Here is a 24,926-nt window from a genome sequence, read left to right on the forward strand (position 1 = left end):
AAAACTGTTAAATGTCAGGTACCTAAACACTAGGTACCAAAATTAAGCAAAAAAGTGTAGTGTCACTAAGCCAAAGCTTCTCGTAGACTTTTCGGACGCATATCAGTCCATACTTCATTTATGTGGGCAAGGCAAGTTTCTTTATTGCCAGTAACACCAACGGCTTTCCATCCATTTGGAATTGGATGATAAGTAGGCCAAATGCTGTACTGTTCTTGTGGGTTGATAACGACGGTAAATTCTGTGTTTGGGCTGTCAATACTCATAATATCCTCAACTAGATCGTTGTTCTTATTGTTTTGATTTTCTGGATTGTTGTTTCGTTAAGCGACGACACTTTCTACTGCTTGTTGAGCTTGTGATTTATCCGCAGTATCCAGTTCTGTCAGTTGCCCACTGTCCATTTTGAAAATGCGATCGGCCGCATCGAAGTAACGGTCATCGTGGGTAATAGCGATTACAGTCACGCCACGCTCCTTCAGCAGAGGCAGTAACTGTTGGTAAAAGACTTTTCTAAAGCGAGGGTCTTGATCCGCAGCCCATTCGTCGAGAAGCATGCAGCCTCGCTGTTCAGCAACGGCCATCAGTAACGCAAGACGCTTGCGCTGTCCTTGTGAATAACGAACATCCGACAAGCGACCATTCTCTTGCGTCACTTTGTGGCTCATTTCCAGGCGATCCATCCACTCTTTGATATCGGCCTCTGGCACATCTTGGCCTTGTCCATTGGTGATCTGGTGGAACAAATAGAAGTCACTGAATACGGTAGAAAATTGCTGGCGATAGTGAGGCCAGTTGAGCTCAGTCATAGGTTGACCGTTCAAGAGAACATTTCCTGTATGCGGCCGATAAAGACCTGTCAGCAAGCGAGCAAACGTTGATTTTCCGCTTCCATTACCACCAATGATGAAGATCATCTCACCTTTCGAAGCTTTAAAATTAATTGGGCCAACTTTAAACGGACGGTCATCGCCATCAGCGCGGTATTCATAAGTCACTTGCTGGAGATCGATAGCTTCAAATAGTTCTGGCTGCTCGTTAGCCTCAGCAAGGTTTTGATTGTCACTTAGGTCGAGTGATTCAAGTTTACGCATAGAAATATTGGCACTAATCAGACCCGGCAACGCACCGACCGCAGCCATCAGCGGCATGCGCATAAACAAGATGACCAGAGCAAAGGTAGAAGCAACGTCAAAACCGGCCCAACCTAAACCCAGCGCCAGATAAAAGTTGAGACCAATCAGTGCCAGTACAATCGTGTTAGCCATGTTGGCAGCAAAACCGTTGTAGATGTCTGCTCTTGTGACTTCGTCTCGATAACCCGCGGCATTTGGAGCAAACTCATCCTCGAAATAACGACGAGCGCGACTAGGGTTAAGTGATAGCTCTTTACGACCATCAATTAATGCCTGATAGTCGTGATAAAGCTTGTCTTCCAAATCACGAACCTGACGGACGTGGAAAGTGATACGAGTCACCAACCAATAGCCGATAACGCCAGTCACACCTAACATCAGCAGGCTTACTCCAAATAATGGTAGTGAGAGAAACGCAAGATAAGACAATGCCACTACGGTAAGTACTAAGCCGTAAATCATTTCCGGCAAGGTAACGAAGGCAATAGTAATGTTACGAATGTCGGTGTTCAGTGAGGCTAGCACCCCGGCACTACCAACATCTTCTATTTGTTCAATATCTGTGTTGATCAGTTGCTTAACTAATTGACAGCGCTTGGAATAGACAAATTGGTGGCCCAACTTGTGCAGTGACACCTGCGCAACAGTCGCCGTGATCAATAGCAACACCAGCAATCCAGCAAATTGCCAAATGGCACTATGAACACTGGCTGTCTGGCTCAATAGTTCATATTGAATAAAAGCAATCACGCCAATACTGAGAAAGGCACTAGCCACACTCAGCAAAATAACCAAAGCGAGTGCTTTATGTTGTTTATGGGCCAACTGAAAAAGTAATTTCATCTCAAATCCATGTGTTAATTATTATTGTGATTATCATTATCAACAAATTTTAAAGAAGTATTAAGGAAAGCTGAGCATTACCTCCCTCATTACTAAAATTTAGAGCCTGCGAAGCCCCCACATCAGGTACATGCCGCCAATCAAAGACGCCACCAAACCAGCTGGGACTTCTTGTGGGTACAATATTTGGCGTCCTAGCCAATCAGCCAGAAGCATTAATCCCATACCAACAAGCGCTGAACAAAACAGATGTTCTCTAGCTCGGCTAAAACCAAAAAAACGAGCGAGATGCGGTGCCATCAAACCGATAAAACTCAATGGGCCAACAACGAGAGTGGCACTAACTGTCAGCAATGCAACCAGCAGCAATAGCAAACCTCTCGCCTGCCCTACTCTAACTCCAAGTGCGCGAGAGCTGGCCTCTCCCAAAGGCAAAATGTCCAGCCAGCGAGACGTTAAGAAACTGAACCCAACAAGTACAAAAGTCGCAACAGCTAACGGAAGTAAGGTCGCCTCTGTAACATAGTACGTTGAGCCAGAAAGCCATGCTAGGACTTGGTAGCTCCTGGGGTCACCGCCCGCCAACACGAAGCTTTGTACCGCATTCATCAGAGCAGTAATAGCAACACCGGTCAGCAGCACACGTTCTGGTTGGAAACCAGACTTGCGGTTCAAAAGAACAATCACAGACAGCGACGCCATCGCGCCCACAAGTCCACCTAAATACAAACCAACGAGACTAACGCCAATGCCAGAGAACATGGCAATGATCAAACCCAAAGCGGTACCCGAGCTGATGCCAATCACTTCAGGGCTCGCCATCGGGTTACCACTTAAACGCTGGATCACAGTACCTGCGGTAGCCAGCATCACACCTGCTAAAGCTGCGGCAACAAGTCGGGGCCAACGCCATTCGAGCAAATCCCACTCGCCTGAGAACACTAGCCACTGCCAACCGGAGCTTTGAATGGAAGTGGTACTAAAGATAAATAGAGCCACTGGAATAACGAGCGCAATCAATGCGATGGAATGACGATTAAGGCTCTTCACCCGCTCACTGTGACGTGTCATGACCGTTTGCGTCTCGGTTTGACTACGCATCGACAACCTTGGCAGCAACCACAATAAAAGAGGAGCACCTAATGCAGCAGTTGCGGCACCAGTTGGCACAATCATAGCGGCAATACCTGGCAGCTGCTGGATAAGCAGATCCGTAAGCGTTAATAGTAAACCACCTAACAGCATGGAGACGATTAACTTAGGCACAAGACGATGTACACCGGTTGCGCGAGCAATTGCTGGAGCAGCGAGGCCTACAAAGCCGATCACCCCGACTTTAGCAACCACCCATGATGTCAGTAAGACTGCGAGACCAAGACATATGACGCGCAGCTTCGCCAAAGACACGCCAAGACTTTTCGCACCTTCTTCAGATAATTCCAACAAGGTTAACGGCTTAACGAATAAGAATGAAATACCAATCGCTAACCCAAGCCTTGGCGCGAGGTAAGCAATATCTGACCACCCTGTCTGGACAAGTGAGCCCGCCCCCCAAATCATTAAGCCTGCTAGCTTATCTTGATTCATCATCAACAGGACAGTGCTGACGGCGCCGAAATAGAGGTTAATGACCAAACCCGAAACCACAACAACTGTTGGTGACAGAGCACGACGCCATGACAGTGCAAACACCAGTGCCATTGTTCCCACACCACCAAGCAAAGCAATCAGTGATTTAGAAAACGTCAGTAACCAAGGGGCATACAAGGTTGCCATCATCAGTGCAAAACTGGCACCGCTTGCCACGCCCAAAGTGGATGGTGACGCCAAAGGGTTACGCAATACTTGCTGCATTAGTACACCAGCAGCAGCCAAAGCCGCACCTGCAATCAGTGTCGTGAAAAATCTAGGCCACCAAGTTAAGTGTAATCTAACCGATTCTGGCGACATCCAATCTGCTTGGAAAAGGCTATTCAAGCCTGCTGAAAAATTGCCCGAAGCATTCAATTGGAAGCCTGCTATTGTCAGCATAAATACCGAGAGTATCGCAACAAGACTCAGAGATAAGATTTTCATCGGGTGACCTCCTCATTCAGTGCAGAGGTGACCAAATTAGCGAAACGCATCGCTGAAGGTAATCCACCAAAACTCCATGTTGGTTTTACGGTGATTACCGGACGACCTGTTTGTTCAATCAAATATTGCCAATACTGGTCTTGAGCTAAATGCTCAGTCACGCCGGCAGGAAGAGGTTCTATGACGATAAATTGGGCATCAATACCCTGTAACTTATCCAAACCTGTGAGGGCAAAACCCCATGCGTTAGTGGCTTTGTCCCAAGCATTTTGAATACCTAATTGATTCAATGCCACTTTATAGATGCTGTTCTCACCAAATACTCGAACATGCTTGGTATCCATGAACTGCACTAAAAGCACTGGAGGCAGATTGTCTGGCAGCGCTGCCTTGAGGTCATCTAACTGAGCTTCACTATTAGCGATAAGCTGTTCAGCTTGCTTATCAGCATTAACCTCTTTTGCCATACGACGTGTAAAATCCGTTACGGCATCCCAGTTAACTTCACCCACTTTATACAAACCAAGAATTTTTACCGGCGCAATACGAGACAGTTGAGTCTCAAGCGAAGCGAAACGGGGAGAAAGGAATATGGTGTCGAGATTAAGCTCAGATAATCTTTCTAGGTTGGGTTGAGTGCGCAGGCCAACATCCACAGTCTCATCCGGTATTTTCGGACTTCTCACCCAGTCGTTGTAATCCGATTGCTGGGCCGACGCAACTGGGTTAACGCCAAGAGCGATCATGGTTTCAGTCTGAGACCAGTCAATGGACATCACTCGCAACTTGTCTTTTGAGGGACTTGAGCCAGCCATTGCCGGCATTACGACAGTCAGTGCAGTAATACCTGCGATTATCGTTCGTTTAATGTTTAGCATGGCATGGCAACCGGATAGCCAGCAGCATGATCGGTGATCTGCATTTCGATGCCATAAATATCGTTTAACTGCTGTTCGTTGAACACCTCAGATACCGGGCCTTGCGCTATCATCTCCCCGCTGTGAAGGGCCACGATATGGTCGCAGAAACGAGCAGCCATATTGATATCGTGTATCACGATAAGAACGCCTAATTCGAGTTCAGTTACCAGTTTCTTTATTAGTTCAAGCATTTCTACTTGGTGAGCGATATCCAGAGCAGACAAAGGCTCATCCAAAAGCAGATATTGAGTTCTCTGGGCCAAGAGCATAGCCAACCACACTCGCTGACGTTCTCCTCCTGACAAAGTATCAACCAATCGGTCTGCATACTTTTCAGTATCCGTCATCTGCATCGCTTGTTGAATGAATGCTTTATCTTGCGAACCTAAACGTCCAAGTAAGCCGTGCCATGGGTAGCGACCAAAACTCACTAGGTCTTTTCCTGATAGGCTATCAGTAGCAGGCAAATGTTGAGGAAGGTATGCAATTTTCTGTGCAAATTTCTTATCAGACCACTTTGAAACTGATTTTCCTTGCAGCAAAACATCACCACTTGTGGACTGTTGCTGCTGTGCAAGAAGCTTAAGTAGCGTTGATTTACCTGAACCATTGTGACCAACAAGAGCGTAAATCTTGCCTGGTTCAAAATTCATATCAAAATCTGACAACAAATCTCTGCCGCCAACGCTAAATGCTAGTTTTCTAGCTTCGAGCATATCCTTTCCCTTAAACTCTCTTTTTACATAGGGTTAATCAATAAAAAACGACTGATTAACAAGACGGAAGTTATATAACAGTAAATAGACAAATGCAAACCATTTTCATTTGCAATTATATCCACAGTTGGTAAGGTATTTATCTGATATATAAGGCCGTATATTGGTTTAAGAGCTGCGGATTTAAGAAATGAACACGCAAATTGAAAATTCTAAAAGTAAACCAAGCTGGCTGCAAAGACTCTCAAACATACCCTTTACGGTTAATCAAATGGAGCTGATTGTCTTCATCGTGGCCTATGACAAGTCACTCTTCCCTAAGTCACGTTACCCAGTTGAGACGCTACCCTACTCCATCCAGAAGGCGAACGTTTCACGACAAGCTGAGTTTGTCGCAGGCCGCGTTGCCACCCAAAATGCTCTCACTCGTCTTGGAGAGTCACATAAAATAGGCATAAACTTAGATCGTTCTCCCGATTTTCCAGTTCATCTTCACGGCTCAATTTCCCACTGTGAAAACTACGCGGTTTCAGTGGTAGAGAGGAAAGAAAAGCTGGCGGCTCATCATATTGGCGTCGATATCCAACGTCTCCTTTCAAGTCAAGAAGTGCAAGATACCAGCTCATTTATTGCACGAGAACAAGAGATAAACTTGCTCGTTCAAACGGGCCTGAGTCGCAATGAAGCGGTCACTTTATTGTTTTCAGCGAAAGAAGCACTCTACAAAGCGATCTACCCTCAAGTTGAGGAGATCCTTGAGTTCGATGTTGTTCGATTAGTGAAAAGTGGTGAGCACTGTTTAATGTTCGAATCGAACCAGTACCTGGTTTCGAAGGGAGTTTCTAGGACTTTGGAAAGTCGTTATACATGGTTTCAACAGTGTGTGATTTGTCTATCTAAAGTAGCGGCATAAAGACGGCAGTGCTAGCCACTGCCGTATTCGCTGAACCTAATGACTTATCTGATAAGTCCGAGCCACATTTTCTGCAACGTTGGCTAGATTACTTGCCGCTTCATGAAACGCCTCTTGCAGTGACATTGGTCTAGGTAAACAGGCATAAACAGCATCAATACCATGCTCGTAGACCGCTTGAAAATGACTTCCGGTACATCCTGCAATGGCTATAACGGGAAGATTAAATTGCTTAGCGAGTTTCGCTACACCCACAGGAGTTTTTCCATGAACCGTTTGGTCGTCAATTTTGCCTTCACCAGTGATCACTAAATTTGCGCCAATCAATTTCGATTCTAGATTAACCGTATCTAAAACAATCTCTATGCCGGGTTTTAAAACCGCATTTGCGTAGCCAAGCAAAGCCGCGCCCATTCCACCAGCGGCACCAGCACCAGCCGCAGTAAGCACATCAACACCAACATTTTTTTTTGTTACTTGGCCAAAAATCTCTAAAGATTGATCCAGCAAGGTCACATCTTGCTCAGTTGCCCCTTTTTGTGGCCCAAAGACAGCGGATGCACCTAGAGCACCACAAAGAGGGTTGTCTACATCACATGCGACGACGACTTCACATTGGTGTAGTCGCGGATCCAGCTTGGAAGTATCAACCCTTGCTAGGTTCGCTAGGTTTGCACCGCCAACAGGCACAAACTCTTCACCTGTTTTATCTATAAAGGTAACGCCTAATGCAGCAAGCATTCCTGCACCAGCATCATTAGTCGCACTGCCACCCAATCCGACAATTAGTCTACTAACTCCTTGACTTAACGCGTGCTTAATCAGTTCACCGGTACCAAAGCTAGATGTAATTTTAGGGTCTCGCTTTTCTGCAGGAACAAGGTGTAAGCCACTTGCCTCTGCAATTTCGATCACCGCGGTTTTGCCGTCACCCAGCACACCATAACAAGCTTGCACAGTCTCACCCAATGGTCCTGTTGTCTCAGTGAACACTTTTTGTCCTGATGTAGCGTCTATTAAAGATTGAACTGTTCCTTCGCCACCATCTGCCACTGGCACTTTTAAAAACTCAGCATCAGGCCATACTCTTTCCAATCCCATCTGTATTGATTGAGCCACTTCTACTGCGGTCAAACTTTCTTTAAATGAGTCTGGTGCAATCACAATCTTCATACTGGCTTAATCCTTTCTACTACCGGCGACAGAAATTATGTAACAAAGCCAGCGCTGAGTCATTGTGCAAATACACAACAAAATAAATTAAATTAAACTTATTTATGGTTAAAATGCACAATTCAATTAAGTTTACCAAGTTGAATGGCCAAATAAAGCTGCGCCATATGAGAGAAATCTGTTGTTTCAAATCCTGTGATTTCAGTGATCTTGTCTAAACGGTATTTAAGAGTATTCCGATGGATAAACAATTTAGCTGCCGTACCATTTGCGCTGCCATTGGCATCAAAGTAGGCCTCCAAGGTCGCGGTAAGCTGGCCTGATTTATCATGTTCGGCCAACATCTCTGTCATTTGTGACAGTTGCTTTCCCTGCCAGGTTCCGTGCAACGGCGCTAACAAAACAGGCAATTGATAGTCATCGAGAAGGTACACTGTGTCCTTAGGACGCGCCGCTTTCCCTATTTTCATTACCTGAAGCGCGGACTGGCAAGCAGTTTGCCATTCCTCAAGACTGTGAGCAAATTTACCCGTTGATACCTTTAAATTTCGACATGGTGTTTGCTCTAACCAGTGAAACCACTCATTCACGCTATCCGAGCTTAAAGGCTGTTCTGTTGGAACAAAGATGATTAAATGGCGTGATGACAAATGTGCACAAAGGTGATGACCCGGCTTTTGATAAAGACGTTCTGTGAGTGCTACTGTGGAACTGTCTTGAGTAGGCATTTCGACAAGGAGCAGATCCCATGAGCTACTCGGATCCACCGAGATTTGTTCAGCCCCATCTCGCATTTCGCAAGGAGAAAGGCGCCCTGCAAGACAGGCTAATATGAACTCATCTCTATATCGTCTATCACGTTGAACTTTCTCCAACAAGTCCGCTTGGTCGATGATTAGTTCAGCCGTCATTGCTACAAGTTCAGCCATACCACGAATCTGATTAGGTTCCCCAGTGATACCAACCACACCTAGAATTGTATTTTTATGTTTGAGCAGAAGGTTAACACCGGGTCTAACGCCAGAGAGGAGTTTGCAATCTTCAGTGGTCACTTCGACTGAAGCTTTTCTGCTTAATGCCAACAATGCCCCATCATGTGTCTGACCAATACGCGAGCTTTCTCCACTTGCGACCACAAGACCTGCATTGTTCATCACATTAATGTTGTAGCCAATAATCGGCATTGTGCGATCAACAATTCGTTGAGCGAGTTGAGCATCTAGCATGATCTTCCCTGAACTCTCTTATATTTGTATTTGAGAGAGTCTGACAGATCTATAACTTTGCTCCTACAAGATTTTTATTGTTTTGCAAAAAAGTGACAAACGCCCCCCTCTCGGCGATTGTACTGGTTTGCTTTCCTACCAAAACGAAGATTCATCAGTTTTGATTGCCTGCTTTACGACATAATTTGGGTCTTTAAAGACCTCAACAAAGCTAAATACATATAATTTAATCATATTTTAATAACAATAACGCTCTCAAAAATTAATATATCAAACATTGATTTTTAATTAGGTAAAAACAATGAAAACTCTAATATGCCGTTCTACTCAGTCATTTTTGGATATGTGTGATAATAAACTCGTTGCAGGTGCAAATGTACACTGCACGTTTAAATTGCTAAAAGATGATGCTGCATGGATGCAAGACTATTTAATTGAAAAAGGAGGAAGGACGCTTTCTGTAACATCATTTCTTCAGACATTTAAATAATTAAAATATTTATGATTTTTAAGGGGCTTCATTTCGTTCCCCCATTTCCGAAGCCCTATTTTTAATCAGTTTGTCGTAAATACGTCAGAAATACCATAATTAAGCTCTACATATCGTTACAAAGCCTATCTAAGTATAGCGCTATGATTGTGCATCAGATCACTAAACAAGTACATAATTATACTAATTTAGATATAAATTACTCTTCATTTATCAAAATAATAATTAAAACATAAAATGATAAATACGATTAATACATGTTACTTTAAAAGGAAAAAATATGACAAAACAATATATAGACAGTTTTCGTATTCCTGTTGGTAACTGCGTTCTCTGTCGAAGCGACACAGGTGCGGAAATAGTATTAGATACAAACAAATCCTTTTCTATCACTCTCCCAGAGAGTAGCGTACTGAAGAAACTGATAGCTGAAAAAGATAGCGTCGTAAGCAAAGATGACTTAATTTCTGAAGCGTGGGGAAGACCAGATATTATTGGCCCCAATTCTCTCCCCGTAGCCATCACAAACTTAAGAAAAGTCCTAGAGATGGACAACATAAAAATCGTCAATGTTCCAAGGAAAGGTTATCGCCTAGATTTATCTGAACATGAACCGACATTGGAACCTATTGAAGAAGAAAGCAATAATATTAACCTTGGAATCTCAGGGTCTATATCAAAAGTCAAACTATACCTATGCTTTATATCGACTATAGTTACTGTTTATAGCATTTTCTATATTGCTTTCTCGTGGGTGAATCTTGATTGCTATACAGACAGTCAAACCACTGTATGTACTATTGAGGGGGAGGACTTCAATCCTCAAATAATGAACAACAAGTCAGGTCGTTATTTTTACTCGTCACAATCTGGCCTTATGGAGGTAGAGTAAAGTGGTCAAAAAGCTCGTATCTATTTCCTTCGTCGCTATTGGAGCACTATTGCTCGTTATTTCATACGCTTTCTTGAACGGCTCGACCTGCCAGTATTCAATCAGTCTGCATGTTCCAGACGATGAAAGAGACGTTTTTATGACCTGCTACCGAGGCAAGGTCGTCGCTCTGCAAACCAAGCAAGACCAACAAGGGAACTTCTTATCTAAATGGAAAGTTGAAGCGAGACAATTGAGAATTGGTGAGCAAACTATCTATTTCGTTTACTCAAGGACAAAGCTCATTGATGACAAACAAGAGGACACCAATGACCACTACAATCAAATATCCTCCGGCTATAGTTTTTTATTCTACCGCTTGATACGCCAAGGTAATGATATTTATATATTTCAGTCTTTTCCACGCTTCTACATTCACAAAGGACAAATTGAAGGAAAACTTGATTTCTGGGAGTAACACCCGTACGTTTAGCAGGGTGGCGGATTACCCTGCTTCGCCAGAAAAAGCGTCCATCAAGTGTTCGAGAAACAAGGTGAGGCGTTTAGGTTGATAATTACGGTCACGATATACAGCATAAAGTTCAGAGTCATTCACAGACGAGATGGGTTTAAAGTCGACGCGAAAGTCTGGTAACAGGACGCGCAATCTCCCCGCACTAACATCAGCTTCGATATCTAATCTCGATTTTAGCGCAATACCAGCGCCTTCCCTAGCCCAGCAACGTATCACCTCACCATCATCCGAGCAACGAAAGCTCGATATTTGCTGGGACAAACTCGACTTGGACTCTCTATGCTGAAAGTACCACAGCTTCATTTCCTGTTCGTTGCGCAGTAAAGATAAACATTGGTGTAACTGAAGTTGTTTAGGGTCACTCAGCAAACCGAAACGGTCAATATAAGCAGGAGAAGCGACTAAAACACGCTCGCTCACGGCCAGTTTTCTGGCAATCATTCCACTATCTGGAGGAGAACCATAACGAATCTGAACATCGACGTTGCTTTCCGACAAGCTAGATAAATTATCATGTAACAATAGATGAGGCACAACTTTGGGATATAGGTGCTGAAAGGTATCGATAGCGGGCATCACAAACTGCTTTCCAATATCTTTGGGGGCTGAAATTCGGATTAGTCCTTCCACCTGAACGACCGTGTTTTGCAATTTTGCTTCCGCTTCACGAACACTTTCTAATATCTGCAAGCAAGAATCATAATAGCTGTGACCAGAATCTGTTAAAGCAACATGGCGAGTGCTGCGGTTGAGAAGCTTTACGCCATGCCTCTCTTCAAGGGCTTGAAGCCTTGCGGTTACACTTGCCGGCGACAACCCCATCTCCCTACCTGCACTTGCTAACCCTTGATGCTTTATAATCAGGGTGAATAACTCCATATCCGCCAACTTATCCATTTTCTCTCTCACCATTGTTTTTAGTTTTGGTAAAAAATAGAGCATTTTTAAGTGATTATTATAATAATCAAAAACCACATAATGTAACCCCATGGTGAATTTTAAACACACCCTCTAGGACTGGATGTTCGCTATATCTGTACGTAGGTTTGGCACTGCTTAATCTTCATTGCCGAAATATGAACCGAGTACCTGTTCCGTGGACATCAGTAAACGCTACATAGGTTGTCATGCATCGCCTACACTTAAACAACGATATTCTTCGGACATACTCATTCTACCTATCTTGCCATGCGAAATAAAAAGCCTGTCTTACTATCAATGTCGTGGTTCACTTTTGCGTCAAACGGTTCCATTTTAGTGATATGCAGAGTCAAAGTTGGGTTTATCTTTGGGCCTTTTATGCACTAGTTAGGTGGCTTAATTGGCTTACGCGGTACGTACTATTGGACAGCACAAAGTCCTATTTGTCCAGTGTGACAAACTTTATTTTCAATGTCACTCAGTCGCCAACCTTCCAGCATTGAAATGGTCTGTCATCAAGCACAGTATTGAAGGGCAGGAACTCGCTATAAGAGTCAATTTCTCAGCCTTGAAATATCTGGAGGGGCTATCCAATAACGTTTATCTTAGAGTTGCGTTGCAGGCTCGTGGCAACATCGCGATATGATCATCGATTAAAATAAAAGCCGACTCATGGTCGGCTGTTGTTATCTATACTGGCTCGAACTCTGCGTTAAAATGCCTCAAAACAGGAGGTTCATAGGTAAACTTCAAGCCAGTCATACTTGGCGCTCTTTCTTTCACTTCTTTGAAGGCATCAATCACATAATCGAGATGCGCTTGAGTGTATGTTGCCCGCGGCACAGCAAGCCGCAGTAGTTCCGTAGGACAAGGCAATTGCTCTCCTGTTTCTGGATCTCTGCCCAGCAGTAGCGAACCAATTTCAGCGCCACGTATTCCTGCGGTCTTGAATAGCTCACACGCTAATACATGGCCGGGGAATTGATCCGACGGAATATGAGGTAAGATCTTGCTCGCATTGATAAAAGCAGCATGTCCCCCAGCTTGTTGGCACTCGATCCCCAGACTTTCCAGTCCATCAACCAAATAACGAATTTGCTGTAGTCGAGACGCCAGCCATTCTTCACGCATACCGTCATAGAGACCTACAGCCAATCGCTCCATAGCTCCGCCTTCAAGGCCACCATATGTCGGAAATCCCTCTTGTAGGACGCATAACGTTCGACATTCTTGGAAAACATCAGACAAACGATCGTCTTTGAAACCCAACAGACCGCCCATAGGAACCATAGCGTCTTTCTTTGCCGACATTGATAAGATGTCTGCGTATTGAAACGATTCACGCGTGATCTCGGCGATGGTCCAATCTTTGAATTTTGCTTCACGCTGTTTCACAAAGTAAGCATTCTCTGCGAACCTTGCACAATCCATTACAACAGGTATGTCATAACTTTTTGCAATTTCATAAACGGCTTTTAGGTTAGCGATAGAGACAGGCTGCCCACCCGCAGAGTTACAGGTAATAGTGCTCACAATGTAGGGGACATTTTTGGCACCAATGTCCTCTATAGAAAAGACGAGCTTTTCAATATCAAAGTTGCCTTTAAAATCCGCTTCTACTGATGTATCAAACGCTTGTTCTGTCGGAACATTGACCACTCTACAACCATGTCGTTGGGTATGACCTTGGGTGGTATCGAAGAAATAGTTTGAGATCGCAGCCATATGCTGTCGCTCTAGACCTTTTTCTCGCTCACGTTTGTTAATTAATGCTGGCACATAAAGCTGCTCAGAACCACGCCCTTGGTGAGTTGGAATAGTATGTCGATATCCAAAAATATCCTCAACTGCTTCCTTCAACACAAAATAGCTTCGGCTGCCACTGTATGCTTCATCACCTTTCAGTGTCGCTGCCTGCATGTTTTGGGTCACAGAGCCAGTTCCACTATCAGTGAGAAGATCAATAAATACGTAGTCGCTATCCAGTAAAAACGGATTGTAGCCAACTCTTTTTAAAGCTTCCTCTCGCTCTTGACGCGTGGTTTTACGTACAGGTTCAACCACTCGGATCCGATAGGGTTCAGGCATGTAGTCCATACGTTGGTCAGTGCTCTTTACACACTGCGCTTTACAAGATTCTAATCGATTTGGCATAGGAATTACCTTCTGTTTATGTTTTTAGTTATTTAAGCGACTAAGTTGCATATCCTTTAGCCGCTAAATCAAACATAGGGTCGGAAGCTAAATCAGAAGAGTAAGTTATATGTAAATAATTCTTAAATCATCGAAATTGCCAAGCCTGACTGAAACTAATATCAGTCGTTAGTGAGCCCGATATTCACTTGGTATTGTACGCTTTCCTTCAATCAGCACACTAACCTACCAAGACGTTCCTGAATTGCGACTTGGGTTTCTTCAAGCCAAGCATAGCGTTTTGTATATAAGCGTCGCTTAGCTTTCTTCAGTACATTGGGATCCTTTCGGGCAGGGCACAGAGGTAGCTGATACAAGTACTTTGAAACCTCTACTCCACCATATTCTGCCCATAATTCAGAATAGTTGTACGTGATACTGGAACGCTTAGAACCTAGATATCTTAACGCTTGGTATACATGGCCTTTATTTGTAATGCCGTACACCGATTCAACACCCCATTCCCGTGCTAGTATCAAAAGCAATTCAAGCATAAGCGCTTTGGGACGCAACCCATACATTCTTTTCGTCAAATCCTTAATAATTTCGCCACGATCGTTAATGTGGTCACCAGGGCCTTGCAAGGCTCCAATATGAATCTCGCGTTTTGGTGAAGACGAAATATTGAAGGCTAAAGTGAATAAGTCATGTTTGTTTTCATCGACCAATTTTAACGCCAAAGAGCCCTCCCTTTCGGGACCCGCACACAACATTAATCTACAATTATTTACCTCCATCAAACACCACCCCTCTTCAGAATAAAAATCGAGGAATGCGCTTCCATACATGAGGTGCAGAGTTTGAAAATGCTCATAGATTTTTGCTGCCCTTTGATGAGGGCGCCACTTTAGACAAACAAATGGCTTTAAAGGCTTTTCAAACATCCTCGGGTTGGTCTCTTTGATGGGGCGAAATTCAGGCTGATCAAACAACTGCTGCATTTGTTGAAGCACATTAGGTTTAAACATTGACCACAAACAAAAACGACCGTTATAACGAAGTTTTTTTAACCCACGAATTTCTGGGTACACACTCTCAGCAACGCGAGGGAGGGATTTCAGGAAATGGAAATAGTTTACAGACATAAATTCACTAATACTGAGAAGCATCGATTAAAACAGAGTAGGTCAGCCTGACATTCCGTCAGGCCTTTATAGACAGTCACTAAGATCAGAAACGATATGCCACAGTAGCACCGACAGCCCACTGGTTGGCGCTATCTACAATTGGAGAGTCCGCAATATTGTCGCCAAGGCGAGTGTAAGCCGTGGTTTGTGTAAGCTCCCAACTGTCATTAATCGGTAGGATAAGCTTGTAACCTAAGTTGTAAGAAACATCACCGCTTCCTTCATATGCCTTGCGAGATTGGGTCGCTTCTTTGTTTTTCACACCAAAGTAGTAGTCGACATAATCTTTGCTTTGATAAGTCAAACCAGCAAATGGGACTAAGTCCATACTACCGACACTCATTGGCAAAAAGTAAGTCACACCAGCCAAGTAGCCATCATTAGTATCAGTAATATCATGCTGAGCATAAGTAGAAATTGTGCCTTGAGATAAGTGGAAGTCAGCATTGATACCAAGGTCAAGACTCGCTTTTCGCTTATCCATACCTTTCAGGAAGTCTGAAGTGTCATGATCATACATCAACCCAGAGGTGCCCAAATAGCCGCTCATGTTGAACATATCACCAGTATTGCCAAGGAATCGGTAGTTGAGTCCTTGCAGGCTAGCATTGAAATCTTCACCTTGGTAACCAAAGTTACCAAGAATTGTCGCATTATGCTTCTGATCCTTGTACAGATCGCTCACTCCAGCGCCGCCAAGTTCAGCAATCCAGCTATTTTCTTTGGTATAGATGTTGCCGTTTCGAATATATGTATCACCAGCAGCTTGGGCTGCCGTTGCCGCGACTATAGTTGAGACTAGAATCGTTAGCTTTTTCATTGTTTTGTCCTTGTGTTAACTTGTTATGAACACTGTACAAAACGATTCTCGCTGACAATATCTTTACTTTGTCACTCCTTTGTCACAGTTTGTCAGGCCCCTCTGACAAACGTGGAATTTGTAGAATAAATTTAGCTCCACCGAGTAAACTAGCCCCAATTTGTGCTCGTCCACCGTGTCGTTCAACGATCAGTTTGACTATCGCTAGCCCTAACCCATAGCCAGTATTAGCTTTACTTCTTGATGGATCTGCGCTGTAGAAGGGGTCAAAAATATAGTTCCAGTGGTCCGTTGGAATTCCTGGGCCATCATCTTCAACGGTAAGTAGGATGGTTTCATTCTCCAGCTTCGCAGAGAGCTGGACTTTCTGATCCGCATAACGCAACGCATTCGAAAGTAGGTTATTAACCGCCCGCTTTAGCAGAGAGGCGTCCGCCTCTAGAAATAAGTTGTCTTCAATCTCTAACGACACCACATTTACTTTGGCATCAGGCACTTTATTAGTCAGGCCGAGCATAAACGGACGGAGTTCAATAGCTTCAATATGCAGCACTGAGTCTGGACGCTCTACCTTAGCAAAGTAGAGAAGTTCATCGACCATTTGTTCCATCTCTTCCGTATCTTCAATAATACTGGCTATTTTATCATGCTGCTGTTGAGTTAGACTCTCATCTTGGAGCATTTCAGCCTGCCACTGAATTCGGAAAACAGGCGTTCGTAAGTCATGGGCGATAGAGTTTGTTAACGAGCGGTTGCTGGTTATAAGGTCGGATATCTTATCTGCCATGTAATTGAAACTGTCATTGAGGGAACCGACACGATGCCTGCTACCCGTCGGCGCTCTTGAGTTAAAATCACCTTTCGCGAATTTCATGGTAACTTCTTCAAGAATACGGACCCGCCTGCTTAAGAACCAAATAAGTCCTGAGCTGTAAATAAAGAACCCACCGAGAATAAAACCCCAGAGAATATCATCATCAAACTCTATGGCTTTACGCAACGCCGATTTCACATCAGGTTGGACGCGATAAATAATATCGGGAGATGACAACATGAACCAGAAATCGCGCTCGTCGTCATAAAATGTGAATGGATGAACACGGTCATTGGTGAAATAGTTCTTTACTTCCTGTGGTACGTCAGAGCTTGGAAAAGCCGTCAACGTTTTCGCCGTATTGGCAATAAACTCGTTCAAAACTATCAAAGCACTATCTTTGCCCTGGTGGTCAGAAATTGTCATTAAGACATCCCTAAATGCAGCACCTTCTAAGTCTTCTAGAACATAGTCATAGTCTGTATTAAGCTGATAAATAATGATTTCATATGCCACCAGACTCAACGTGAACAACACCAACAAACCCAAAAATGCCTCAATGTAGATTCGGCGCATACATCATGATCCTCAAAATCCTCACCAACTATCTGGTACAAACAAATACCCTTTCCCTCTAACAGTGATGATGCGTTTGGGTGTCGCAGAGTTGTCATCCAGTTTTTTTCTGAGACTAACCACTTTGTTGTCGATGGTACGGTCTAAGCCATCGTATTCGATACCTCTCAACGTTTGGGTGAGAAAATCACGAGATAACACTTCATCCGGAGAACTAGCCAAAATCCAAAGCAAATCAAAATCGCTGTCAGACATACTGACCTGAGCGCCGTCAAGAACACAGATTTTACGTGCCTGATTGAGACTGAGCTGACCGTATGTCAGTGTGTTCAATGGTTTGGAGTCAATATCAGTAGACGCTTCACCAAGAGAGTTTCGTCTTAACAGCATTCTCATACGAGCGAGTAATACACGTGGTTTTATCGGTTTACTGACGAAATCGTCGGCACCAATTTCAAGTGCCGCAACATGGTCAAAATCATCATCACTTGCCGTCAGCATTAGAACTTTACCGGAATACTTGGCTCGAATCTGTCTACAAATTGTCAGGCCATCCATTCCAGGCAACATCAAATCAAGTAACAACAGATCAGGCTGATGTTGGACAACTGCCTCAACGGCGCTACTACCGTCTTCGAACGTTGTCACTTCAAAATCTTGTTTAACGAAGTATTCTTCTAGCATTGAGCGAAGCTTAATGTCGTCTTCAACAATAAATAAGGATTGCAAAGAGCTCATCGACTATTTAACCAGAGTTCTGAAATTGAGATGAAGTAATATTAGCTTATAGCTATAAAGATTACCCCAACAAAAATGAGCTCTATGAATTTATTTTGAACATAGTTCAATTGTGAGACAGGCGCTAACTCCCATAAGCAGGTAACCACCCAAGAGAGGATACTATTTGGATAGAAATGATCAGCACACCAAAAAGCAAAACACCAATTAATAACCAGTCACCACCGAACACTCGATATGGATTCGGTTTTTCACTCAACACCGAGGTTCTTAGTCTCACTTTTTTGACGAGTATCGCTGGAATAATGCATGCCCAAACAGCCGCTGCGGCCGCTGCGTAACCAATTGCGACTAAAAAACCAAATGGGAAAAGTAACGAAATAATCAGTGGAGGGACAAAGGTGACAGCCCAAGTTTTGGTTCTACCTTTGTTGCTGTCATCGAACTGAAAAACGTCTGCCAAAAAATCAAAGACTCCTAACCCAACTCCAATGAAGCTGGACAAAATAGCGGCCGCTGAAAATGCACTAATGACCTTATATAGAGCGTCAATAGACAGCGATGTTTTGAAGTGTTGAAGTAATACGTTAATGTCCCCACCCTGAGCAATGATTTCAGGAAACGCAGATCTAGAGATATTGCCATAAACGCTAACAAGCCAAATCACGTAAATACAAAGCGCTATAAAGGTTCCACCCACAATCGCTTTCTGAGCTTTACGCTCTTCCATGTAATAGTCTCGCATGCTTGATACTGTATGGTGATAGCCGAATGAGGCCAATGCGATAGGTAATAAAGCAAAGATATATTGACCCTGAGCGAATTGTGTCTCACTTACTAGAGTACGACCATCAATATTGTTGACGAGGCCAGTAATAGAAAAAACAAAACTACACACCATAAACAACATAAGCATGACCGAAACTCGATCAACCATTTTAGTCGAATGCCAAACAAGAACCGAGAAAAAGGCAACGAATAATATCGAAGCCAGCTTTGGCTCGATTCCCGTATAATCATAAATAATCAAACCGGATGAGGTAATGTAGGCGTATAGCAGAATGCCACCAACAAAGTAGATCATCAGATTATTGATAACACTAATATGCTTGCCCAATAAGTCTTTGGTTACTGTAGAAAAAGACGATCGGTAAGGATAACCTTTCAGTGCCTCTAAGAGTAAGCAACCACTCGCAGACATAATTAACATCGTTAGGGATAGCACAACAACGGACCACACGGTCCATGCACCAGCACCAGCAGCTGGTAAGCCTAACATCCCTGCCCCGACACAAACACAAGCAATAACGCAGGCTCCACCGAATACCGATGGTTTCTTTTTACTTTGAGTACTACTTTCAACATAATCCATATTTTCACCTATAGTCTTCCAATTTCTTGTTTTGGTTCTCCCTAACAAGGAAGCGCCAGAGGTGTAACTCTAGCGCCTAGGTTTATGTTAAAATAAATAATTTTTTGTTAATTAAATATTAAATTAAAAGCTAACCAAACCGATTGCTCTACCACGTATTCACGCTACCCTCACGAAATTGGCGGGAATCTTTTTCGATTCAAATTTATGTAGACAGTTCGTTTGCATGATTAGATCCTTACTAACATACTCAGGTTGAAAAGCGCGTTACTTCAATTAAGCGATCGATTTTGATGGAGGACAACCACTGATCTGAAACCAAATAGGCTCATAGTACAGAAGCGCAAACGCGATGCAGTATCTTGGCATTTTGCTAGATACCAAATTGGTCCATGCCTATTTATGCTTGTTCATAAATACCTGAAATATCCTCATCTACTGATCTAACCTAAAATTAGGATGAGCACAGGGGATAAACATCTGATCTAACGACATGACATTGAGTGGCACACACACGTGTTAGCAATTAACTAGATTAAATTTTATCACTCCCAAGACTGGGAGAATTGCTGGTCTTTGAACTCAGCCGCTATACCGCTGACTTGCTGCATTCTCAACACTTCATCTTTGTCCATACCAAGCTCTTGACATATTCGTTCGTTGCTCCATTCCAGTTGACGAAGTGTCATAACCAAACTAGAAGTAAGCTCAACCTGATGGACACCTCTCGCAATGTTGTGCCTTACTGACGTCGACATACTGTTTTCCAATGATTTATGAAACACAACACACGGAACATAACCCGGAATAGGTTGAAGTTCAGGATGAGATTTCAATAGTTCAAAACGGTGAAAGCCATCGATCAATATATAGCTATCTGTTTTTTCTCTCTTGTTAACGATGATTGGCATCGTTAACCCATCTATTGCAATCGAATGTTTTAGAAGTTTTCCTTCTGGTCGAGCCATTTTATTGGGGTTATAACTATTGGACTCAATGTGATTGACAGACAATAGTCGAACATTACACACAGGGGGAAGTGCTGGAATGGTTTCAAACAGACAAGATGTAATACTATTGTAGAGCTCAACCCAAGTTCCGATGTTATCGAGTTGTTGATTTAAACGGCTAACCTGCTCGAACAAGGCGCTGGTTTTACTAGTCATGTTAGGCTGCCTCCCTAAATTGTATCGCGAACGTTCACATTGCTATGGGGAGTATCAGCCGTTCGATTGTAACCAAACGACAGTCCTCGGCACCAATAGTCATTTTTTATCAACACTTTACATATCCTCCTCCAACTCGGAACTTGTTTTTTTGATTCAAGCTTACTGTCTGCTGAATCAGGAATACATCGAATCCCTTTTTTCGGGCCGTGTTTTCGCCACCACCACAAAAACTTGAATATTCTCTCACGATAGTGCTTCTCCAAGTGGGGAGGCATTGTTTTCAGTAGGTACTTACTGTAAGTACGGTAGGTAAAACCCTCTGGTAGCTCAAAGCGATAGTAGCCGAGAATCCTACCCTGTTCTTTGGTATAACGAGCTCCAAAGTTACAGCCTTCAACTCTTGAAAGTAACTTGAGCCAGGTTTCTGGCTCAAGCTTTTGATATAACCACAGGCCCTTTCTTTGTTCATCCCCAAAAGGCTGGCATAGCCGCTGTTGAGAAAGTGGAACACCAGCTTTTTGCATTGAATCGTAAATATGGTTGTAGTCCCAGCCAAAACGCCCGTTGGCCACCCAAACATCTGACACTTTCCAATCGTAAATAGGGTAAGCCATGAAGACATCTTGCTGCATTTTTGTTGTCCACAATTGATTTTGGTAGTTTCCTTTTTTACGATTCTTTACAGTACTATAGCGATTGAGTGACTCATCGGCTCTGAGGCCTATCAGTACTGCGATTTGCTCTAACTTGCATCGCTGATACCAGTGAGCAAACTCAAAGACAAAATTTTCAAACTCCATACCAGAATAGAAAAATGGCCACGCGTGCTCATTACTCACGACGCCATCTAAATCGGGCATTTCTCTTATCCAACGTTGTTTGCTTTCAGGATCCCAACATAACCATTTAGGTTGAAACTGAGAAACCGAATTACGCAAACTGATCGGCAAACATACCCAATAGGGGTGGATTTTTTGGGTGCCGATCATTCGTCTAATAAACTGCTCCGTCTCCATATACTGAGCTTCAAAATCAACTATCAAGACGTCAATGGGTAAACGCCCTCTTCGCTCTCCTTCTTCGATAACTAAGTTAAGCAACACACCAGAGTCTTTCCCTCCTGAAAAAGAAACATAGAAATGATTAAAATGATCGAAAATATAAGAAATTCTTTTTTTCGCGGATTCAAATACATTCTCATCAAGCCATTGTTTTTTGTTGCCTGTACTGCAATTAGTCATATATTCTATTCCAGTAGTAATAAATAATAACTGTGGCATTAATCGCTTAGCGAATAAAGAGAGGTTGAAGCTAACAACTAAAAGAAAGCTCCTTTTTCATTTAATAAATTTAACAAGAACAACAATAATAAATTATTAATTAATCATTATTTAACCGATTATCTATTCTTTGTAAGAATAAATAATAGTTAATAACTTATCTATGGCTGTATACGAATGTAACTTACTTTGCTGGGGTGACGGCAATAGCTCACTTTTCGTCGTTTGTCGTCGCTTCTTTTCCAGACTTTGGCTAGTTTGGAGAATTAGATGTGATTAGCTGTATGCTTTTGGGGTGACTCTTTGCACCCCATTTTTTATGGTTCTGAAACACAGGTTGCGTAAACTCGCTTCTCGGGTAGCAAGATGAACTTCTGTCCTGTCTGAGCATCGACACTAATGAAATGAAGCCCACCCTTAGATTTCGGCTGAATATATGCCATATCAGACGAATAAAAATTGTACACTGGCCAACCATACGTTGAACCGATAGACATGGAGAGTAATTCGGTCAGTTCTTCAACTTTAGGCTTTCGCCAGTTGCTCCTTCCATTAAAGTTTATCTCTGCCAAATCCGCACAATAGCGGGCATGCTGACCAGATTCATCCAGCTTGATAGCGTGACCAGAGTACTTTGCATTCTGGTCGTATCCGTCATTTCTCATTAGGGCAAATTTATTGGAACCTGAATCTCTTACGCCATCGATCGTAAAACCCGCATGCGTATAACCTGAGTTGTAAACTGTATTATCAGACGAATACCACATGTAGCGCATCACGCTCATCCTAGGTGGTTCGGTAAACCATTTTCCATATGCTTGCCCAGAACTGCCCATGACAATGCGTAAGCATTCTTGTGTGTCATCGACCTTATCGGTATTACCCACCGCTCCACACGTTTCCAACTTTCTTGGCGTCTCAAACAAAATCACTGGAGTGAACAACCCATCGTATTCAGCTTGAGCACTAAATTTGCCCTTGGCCCCAGCAATCAATCGACCTTTTGAGTTGATCGTATAGCAAGGCTCTCCATTGCAGTCTTGTGAGACGACATTCCATAACACTCTATCAGTGACATCTTGCAGCTTAAGATCTCCATCTTGAAGGTATACCTCTATTTGAAAAGGCCTCCCTGACAACTCTTGATTAAACCTTTGAAGATGAGGAGCAGAGTTGAGTGGTAATGATGTTCGAGTAAATTGATAATAAAGTGTTGGCGCATTCACACTGTCGGGGTTGCGACCAACAATGTCACTATCAACAATGTTTATAATATCGACACCCGTATAGTCAGCTCTTCGATCATCAACTTCGTTTTTTGCTAGTTCCCAGATATCGCCACAGCCTGATAGGCCAACCACTATGCTTAGTAAAAACACTAACAGCGTCAACTGATGCACTTGCAAAAAATTATTTATAATATTATTAAAAAACATATTTAATTATCATCTACGATCCTAGTAACAGAATCTTTTTCTAATAAATGGGATAAGTAGGATTAAGGACAATCATCACTAAAAGTTTAAAAAATAGATCTAATTTATTTAAACTTCACATTAATAAAAAACAATCATAAATTTATAATTTATTTTAAAATAATTTAAATTATTAGAACTTTTAGTGTTAACAGTTAATTAAATACAATGATAATAGTTTTTCGTTGCAAAATAGTCATCGAAATTCAGAACAGAACCATGCTTAAACAAATCACAATCAATTGCAGAGTTGTCTGTTGCATAATCAATCAGTCAGCCTCACTTTACGATCATGTAAACATACCATTATTTTTTAACAGCAGCTTGGACCCAAGACCTTTAGGAATACCTCCATTCGTTTTACAAAGTCACTATTACCTTCACGCATAAAACTGACTTTCAAGAACAGGCGACTTTGTTACACAGATATGAAAATAAAATTAATAATTTCATTGGTTTAAGATTCCTCACTCTTTAATCTTTATCATTGCTATTCAAAGCCAATGAACTCTGAGGCAAAGAAAGTTGATGCAACACAAATCAGAGCTTCGCTTTTCACTGCCTCAATATCAGGTAAACACCTGATATTTTTTTTGTGTCCTATTTCTATACTTCTGTCGAAATTCCCTATTGATTAGTAACTAACAAGCTTGTGGGGTTTACAACATCAAGACACACAGCCCTAACATAAGCAATCAGAATACTACCCTATGAAACACGCTATAAAATTGTCTCTGACAACATTGATTGTTGGCTGGAGTATCAACGCCTTGGCGGCAACTATTGTCTATTGGGACAATCCAGACTCTTTTGAACGTTTGATGTCGTCAGAGAACAAAGCGGACTTTACTCGCCTTTCGGTTTACTACCAACCGCAAGAAAACAAAATGTTTTGCGGTGTCGCATCGGCCGCGATGGTACTTAATGCACTGCGTGTTGATAGGACACCAGAGCAAATTCCATTTGACTCAAGTCAGTTCTCAACATTGGAATCCGGCTACCTGCCAAATGGCGGTGGCAATGTTGAACATTCAGATAAATCCTATGTCAGCTGGTCTCCCCTATTTCACCGTTATACTCAAAACACCGTGTTAATCCACTCGCCGAAATCCAGAATTGAAATCCTAGGCAAGCCCGCGAAAGGCAGCCAGTTTAACGACTATGGGTTGCAACTTTCTCAATTCGTCGATCTGGTTAAATCCAATGGAGCTAAAGTTGTCAGCTACGAGCTACAAAACATTGACGATATCGACGCAATTAAGGCCAATATGGTCACGGCACTGAATCAACCAGAACATTATCTGGTGGTAAACTACGCTCGAAAATGCGTCGAGCAAAAAGGTGGGGGGCATTACGCGCCAGTGGCTGCTTATGATGGAGGTTCGGATTCATTTCTCATTTTAGATCCTAACAACGCAGACTACCTATGGCATTGGGTTGATGCCACCAGCATTATCAAAGCGATGAATACAATCGATGTCAACAGATACCGAGGCTACGCCATTATCTCAGACTAATAAAAAGGCCAGCAAACCGTTTGGT

General features: G+C 42.8%; 22 protein-coding genes. 5 read left to right on the top strand and 17 right to left on the bottom strand.

The window, feature by feature from the left end; genetic code table 11:
- Window positions 1-65: 65 nt before the first annotated feature.
- From TW84_RS00910 to TW84_RS00930, 5 genes are all read right to left on the bottom strand, one after another.
- The gene (locus TW84_RS00910; RefSeq protein ID WP_045973757.1) at window positions 66-266 is read right to left on the bottom strand and encodes an MbtH family protein; all 201 of its coding nucleotides are present in this window, start codon (window positions 264-266) and stop codon (window positions 66-68) included.
- A 57-nt stretch (window positions 267-323) separates the two neighbouring features.
- Entirely contained in the window at window positions 324-1,979 is a 1,656-nt protein-coding gene (locus TW84_RS00915) for a multidrug ABC transporter permease/ATP-binding protein (protein ID WP_045973758.1), read from the bottom strand.
- A 99-nt stretch (window positions 1,980-2,078) separates the two neighbouring features.
- Window positions 2,079-4,055 carry a Fe(3+)-hydroxamate ABC transporter permease FhuB gene (gene fhuB, locus TW84_RS00920; RefSeq protein WP_045973761.1) on the bottom strand — a complete coding sequence of 659 codons (1,977 nt, stop codon included), beginning with the start codon at window positions 4,053-4,055 and terminating at the stop codon, window positions 2,079-2,081.
- Entirely contained in the window at window positions 4,052-4,933 is an 882-nt protein-coding gene (locus tag TW84_RS00925; RefSeq protein WP_045973763.1) for an iron-siderophore ABC transporter substrate-binding protein, read from the bottom strand. Before TW84_RS00925 ends, fhuB begins: the two co-directional genes overlap by 4 nt.
- Window positions 4,927-5,691 (bottom strand): ABC transporter ATP-binding protein, encoded by a 765-nt coding sequence (locus TW84_RS00930; protein ID WP_045973765.1) that lies wholly within the window; start codon window positions 5,689-5,691, stop codon window positions 4,927-4,929. The genes TW84_RS00925 and TW84_RS00930 overlap by 7 nt, the downstream gene beginning before the upstream one ends.
- Window positions 5,692-5,881: 190 nt before the next feature.
- On the opposite strand from TW84_RS00930, the gene TW84_RS00935 reads away from it, so the two are divergent.
- Window positions 5,882-6,604: a 4'-phosphopantetheinyl transferase family protein gene (locus TW84_RS00935; protein WP_045973767.1), complete on the top strand. Its 723-nt coding sequence runs from the start codon at window positions 5,882-5,884 to the stop codon at window positions 6,602-6,604.
- Between the two features lie 36 nt (window positions 6,605-6,640).
- Here the strand turns inward: TW84_RS00935 and TW84_RS00940 are convergent, their stop codons facing one another.
- Both TW84_RS00940 and TW84_RS00945 read right to left on the bottom strand, forming a co-directional pair.
- Entirely contained in the window at window positions 6,641-7,777 is a 1,137-nt protein-coding gene (locus tag TW84_RS00940; RefSeq protein WP_045973769.1) for a glycerate kinase, read from the bottom strand.
- 122 nt (window positions 7,778-7,899) lie between these two features.
- Window positions 7,900-9,003: a sugar diacid recognition domain-containing protein gene (locus TW84_RS00945; RefSeq protein ID WP_045973771.1), complete on the bottom strand. Its 1,104-nt coding sequence runs from the start codon at window positions 9,001-9,003 to the stop codon at window positions 7,900-7,902.
- Window positions 9,004-9,773: 770 nt separating this feature from the next.
- Between TW84_RS00945 and TW84_RS00955 the strand changes: the two genes are divergently transcribed.
- The gene (locus tag TW84_RS00955) at window positions 9,774-10,385 is read left to right on the top strand and encodes a winged helix-turn-helix domain-containing protein (RefSeq protein WP_045973775.1); all 612 of its coding nucleotides are present in this window, start codon (window positions 9,774-9,776) and stop codon (window positions 10,383-10,385) included.
- A 1-nt stretch (window position 10,386) separates the two neighbouring features.
- Window positions 10,387-10,842 (top strand): hypothetical protein, encoded by a 456-nt coding sequence (locus TW84_RS00960; RefSeq protein WP_045973778.1) that lies wholly within the window; start codon window positions 10,387-10,389, stop codon window positions 10,840-10,842.
- 27 nt (window positions 10,843-10,869) lie between these two features.
- Here the strand turns inward: TW84_RS00960 and TW84_RS00965 are convergent, their stop codons facing one another.
- Window positions 10,870-11,796, bottom strand: a complete 927-nt coding sequence (locus tag TW84_RS00965) for a LysR family transcriptional regulator (RefSeq protein WP_045973780.1) — start codon at window positions 11,794-11,796, stop codon at window positions 10,870-10,872.
- Between the two features lie 424 nt (window positions 11,797-12,220).
- Between TW84_RS00965 and TW84_RS00970 the strand changes: the two genes are divergently transcribed.
- Window positions 12,221-12,466, top strand: a complete 246-nt coding sequence (locus TW84_RS00970; protein ID WP_045973782.1) for a hypothetical protein — start codon at window positions 12,221-12,223, stop codon at window positions 12,464-12,466.
- Between the two features lie 44 nt (window positions 12,467-12,510).
- Here TW84_RS00970 and tnaA read toward each other — a convergent pair whose 3' ends face one another.
- The 9 genes from tnaA to TW84_RS01015 form a co-directional block, all read right to left on the bottom strand.
- Entirely contained in the window at window positions 12,511-13,917 is a 1,407-nt protein-coding gene (gene tnaA / locus TW84_RS00975; RefSeq protein WP_045973904.1) for a tryptophanase, read from the bottom strand.
- A gap of 269 nt (window positions 13,918-14,186) precedes the next feature.
- The gene (locus tag TW84_RS00980) at window positions 14,187-15,098 is read right to left on the bottom strand and encodes a VirK/YbjX family protein (RefSeq protein ID WP_045973905.1); all 912 of its coding nucleotides are present in this window, start codon (window positions 15,096-15,098) and stop codon (window positions 14,187-14,189) included.
- 85 nt (window positions 15,099-15,183) lie between these two features.
- Window positions 15,184-15,960, bottom strand: coding sequence for an outer membrane protein OmpV (ompV, locus tag TW84_RS00985; protein ID WP_045973784.1), 777 nt, complete (start codon window positions 15,958-15,960; stop codon window positions 15,184-15,186).
- Between the two features lie 82 nt (window positions 15,961-16,042).
- Complete coding sequence (locus TW84_RS00990; RefSeq protein WP_045973786.1) at window positions 16,043-17,350, bottom strand: ATP-binding protein; 1,308 nt, start codon at window positions 17,348-17,350, stop codon at window positions 16,043-16,045.
- Window positions 17,351-17,371: 21 nt separating this feature from the next.
- The gene (locus TW84_RS00995; protein ID WP_045973787.1) at window positions 17,372-18,088 is read right to left on the bottom strand and encodes a response regulator; all 717 of its coding nucleotides are present in this window, start codon (window positions 18,086-18,088) and stop codon (window positions 17,372-17,374) included.
- Between the two features lie 124 nt (window positions 18,089-18,212).
- On the bottom strand, window positions 18,213-19,460 hold the full coding sequence (locus TW84_RS01000; protein ID WP_045973789.1) for an aromatic amino acid transport family protein: 1,248 nt from the start codon (window positions 19,458-19,460) through the stop codon (window positions 18,213-18,215).
- Between the two features lie 545 nt (window positions 19,461-20,005).
- Entirely contained in the window at window positions 20,006-20,626 is a 621-nt protein-coding gene (locus TW84_RS01005; protein ID WP_045973792.1) for an IbrB-like domain-containing protein, read from the bottom strand.
- A 14-nt stretch (window positions 20,627-20,640) separates the two neighbouring features.
- Window positions 20,641-21,870: a DUF3440 domain-containing protein gene (locus TW84_RS01010; RefSeq protein ID WP_045973794.1), complete on the bottom strand. Its 1,230-nt coding sequence runs from the start codon at window positions 21,868-21,870 to the stop codon at window positions 20,641-20,643.
- 356 nt (window positions 21,871-22,226) lie between these two features.
- A complete protein-coding gene (locus TW84_RS01015; protein WP_157633985.1) occupies window positions 22,227-23,300 on the bottom strand; it encodes an Lcl C-terminal domain-containing protein in 1,074 nt (357 codons plus the stop codon).
- Window positions 23,301-24,094: 794 nt separating this feature from the next.
- On the opposite strand from TW84_RS01015, the gene TW84_RS01020 reads away from it, so the two are divergent.
- Window positions 24,095-24,901 (top strand): phytochelatin synthase family protein, encoded by an 807-nt coding sequence (locus TW84_RS01020; protein ID WP_045973797.1) that lies wholly within the window; start codon window positions 24,095-24,097, stop codon window positions 24,899-24,901.
- The last annotated feature ends 25 nt before the right edge of the window (window positions 24,902-24,926 follow it).

Origin of the sequence: Vibrio neptunius, from assembly GCF_000967495.1 — a bacterium.
Lineage (GTDB): Bacteria > Pseudomonadota > Gammaproteobacteria > Enterobacterales > Vibrionaceae > Vibrio > Vibrio neptunius.

Coding starts and splice junctions, on each gene's coding strand:
- TW84_RS01005 (WP_045973792.1), bottom strand. CDS start 20,626: ATGACTAGTAAAACCAGCGCCTTGTTCGAGCAGGTTAGCCGTTTAAAT.
- TW84_RS00935 (WP_045973767.1), top strand. CDS start 5,882: ATGAACACGCAAATTGAAAATTCTAAAAGTAAACCAAGCTGGCTGCAA.
- ompV (WP_045973784.1), bottom strand. CDS start 15,960: ATGAAAAAGCTAACGATTCTAGTCTCAACTATAGTCGCGGCAACGGCA.
- fhuB (WP_045973761.1), bottom strand. CDS start 4,055: ATGAAAATCTTATCTCTGAGTCTTGTTGCGATACTCTCGGTATTTATG.
- TW84_RS00955 (WP_045973775.1), top strand. CDS start 9,774: ATGACAAAACAATATATAGACAGTTTTCGTATTCCTGTTGGTAACTGC.
- TW84_RS00930 (WP_045973765.1), bottom strand. CDS start 5,691: ATGCTCGAAGCTAGAAAACTAGCATTTAGCGTTGGCGGCAGAGATTTG.
- TW84_RS00915 (WP_045973758.1), bottom strand. CDS start 1,979: ATGAAATTACTTTTTCAGTTGGCCCATAAACAACATAAAGCACTCGCT.
- TW84_RS00965 (WP_045973780.1), bottom strand. CDS start 11,796: ATGGATAAGTTGGCGGATATGGAGTTATTCACCCTGATTATAAAGCAT.
- TW84_RS00980 (WP_045973905.1), bottom strand. CDS start 15,098: ATGTCTGTAAACTATTTCCATTTCCTGAAATCCCTCCCTCGCGTTGCT.
- TW84_RS00945 (WP_045973771.1), bottom strand. CDS start 9,003: ATGCTAGATGCTCAACTCGCTCAACGAATTGTTGATCGCACAATGCCG.
- TW84_RS01000 (WP_045973789.1), bottom strand. CDS start 19,460: ATGGATTATGTTGAAAGTAGTACTCAAAGTAAAAAGAAACCATCGGTA.
- TW84_RS01010 (WP_045973794.1), bottom strand. CDS start 21,870: ATGACTAATTGCAGTACAGGCAACAAAAAACAATGGCTTGATGAGAAT.
- TW84_RS00990 (WP_045973786.1), bottom strand. CDS start 17,350: ATGCGCCGAATCTACATTGAGGCATTTTTGGGTTTGTTGGTGTTGTTC.
- TW84_RS01020 (WP_045973797.1), top strand. CDS start 24,095: ATGAAACACGCTATAAAATTGTCTCTGACAACATTGATTGTTGGCTGG.
- TW84_RS00910 (WP_045973757.1), bottom strand. CDS start 266: ATGAGTATTGACAGCCCAAACACAGAATTTACCGTCGTTATCAACCCA.
- TW84_RS00925 (WP_045973763.1), bottom strand. CDS start 4,933: ATGCTAAACATTAAACGAACGATAATCGCAGGTATTACTGCACTGACT.
- TW84_RS00940 (WP_045973769.1), bottom strand. CDS start 7,777: ATGAAGATTGTGATTGCACCAGACTCATTTAAAGAAAGTTTGACCGCA.
- TW84_RS00995 (WP_045973787.1), bottom strand. CDS start 18,088: ATGAGCTCTTTGCAATCCTTATTTATTGTTGAAGACGACATTAAGCTT.
- tnaA (WP_045973904.1), bottom strand. CDS start 13,917: ATGGACTACATGCCTGAACCCTATCGGATCCGAGTGGTTGAACCTGTA.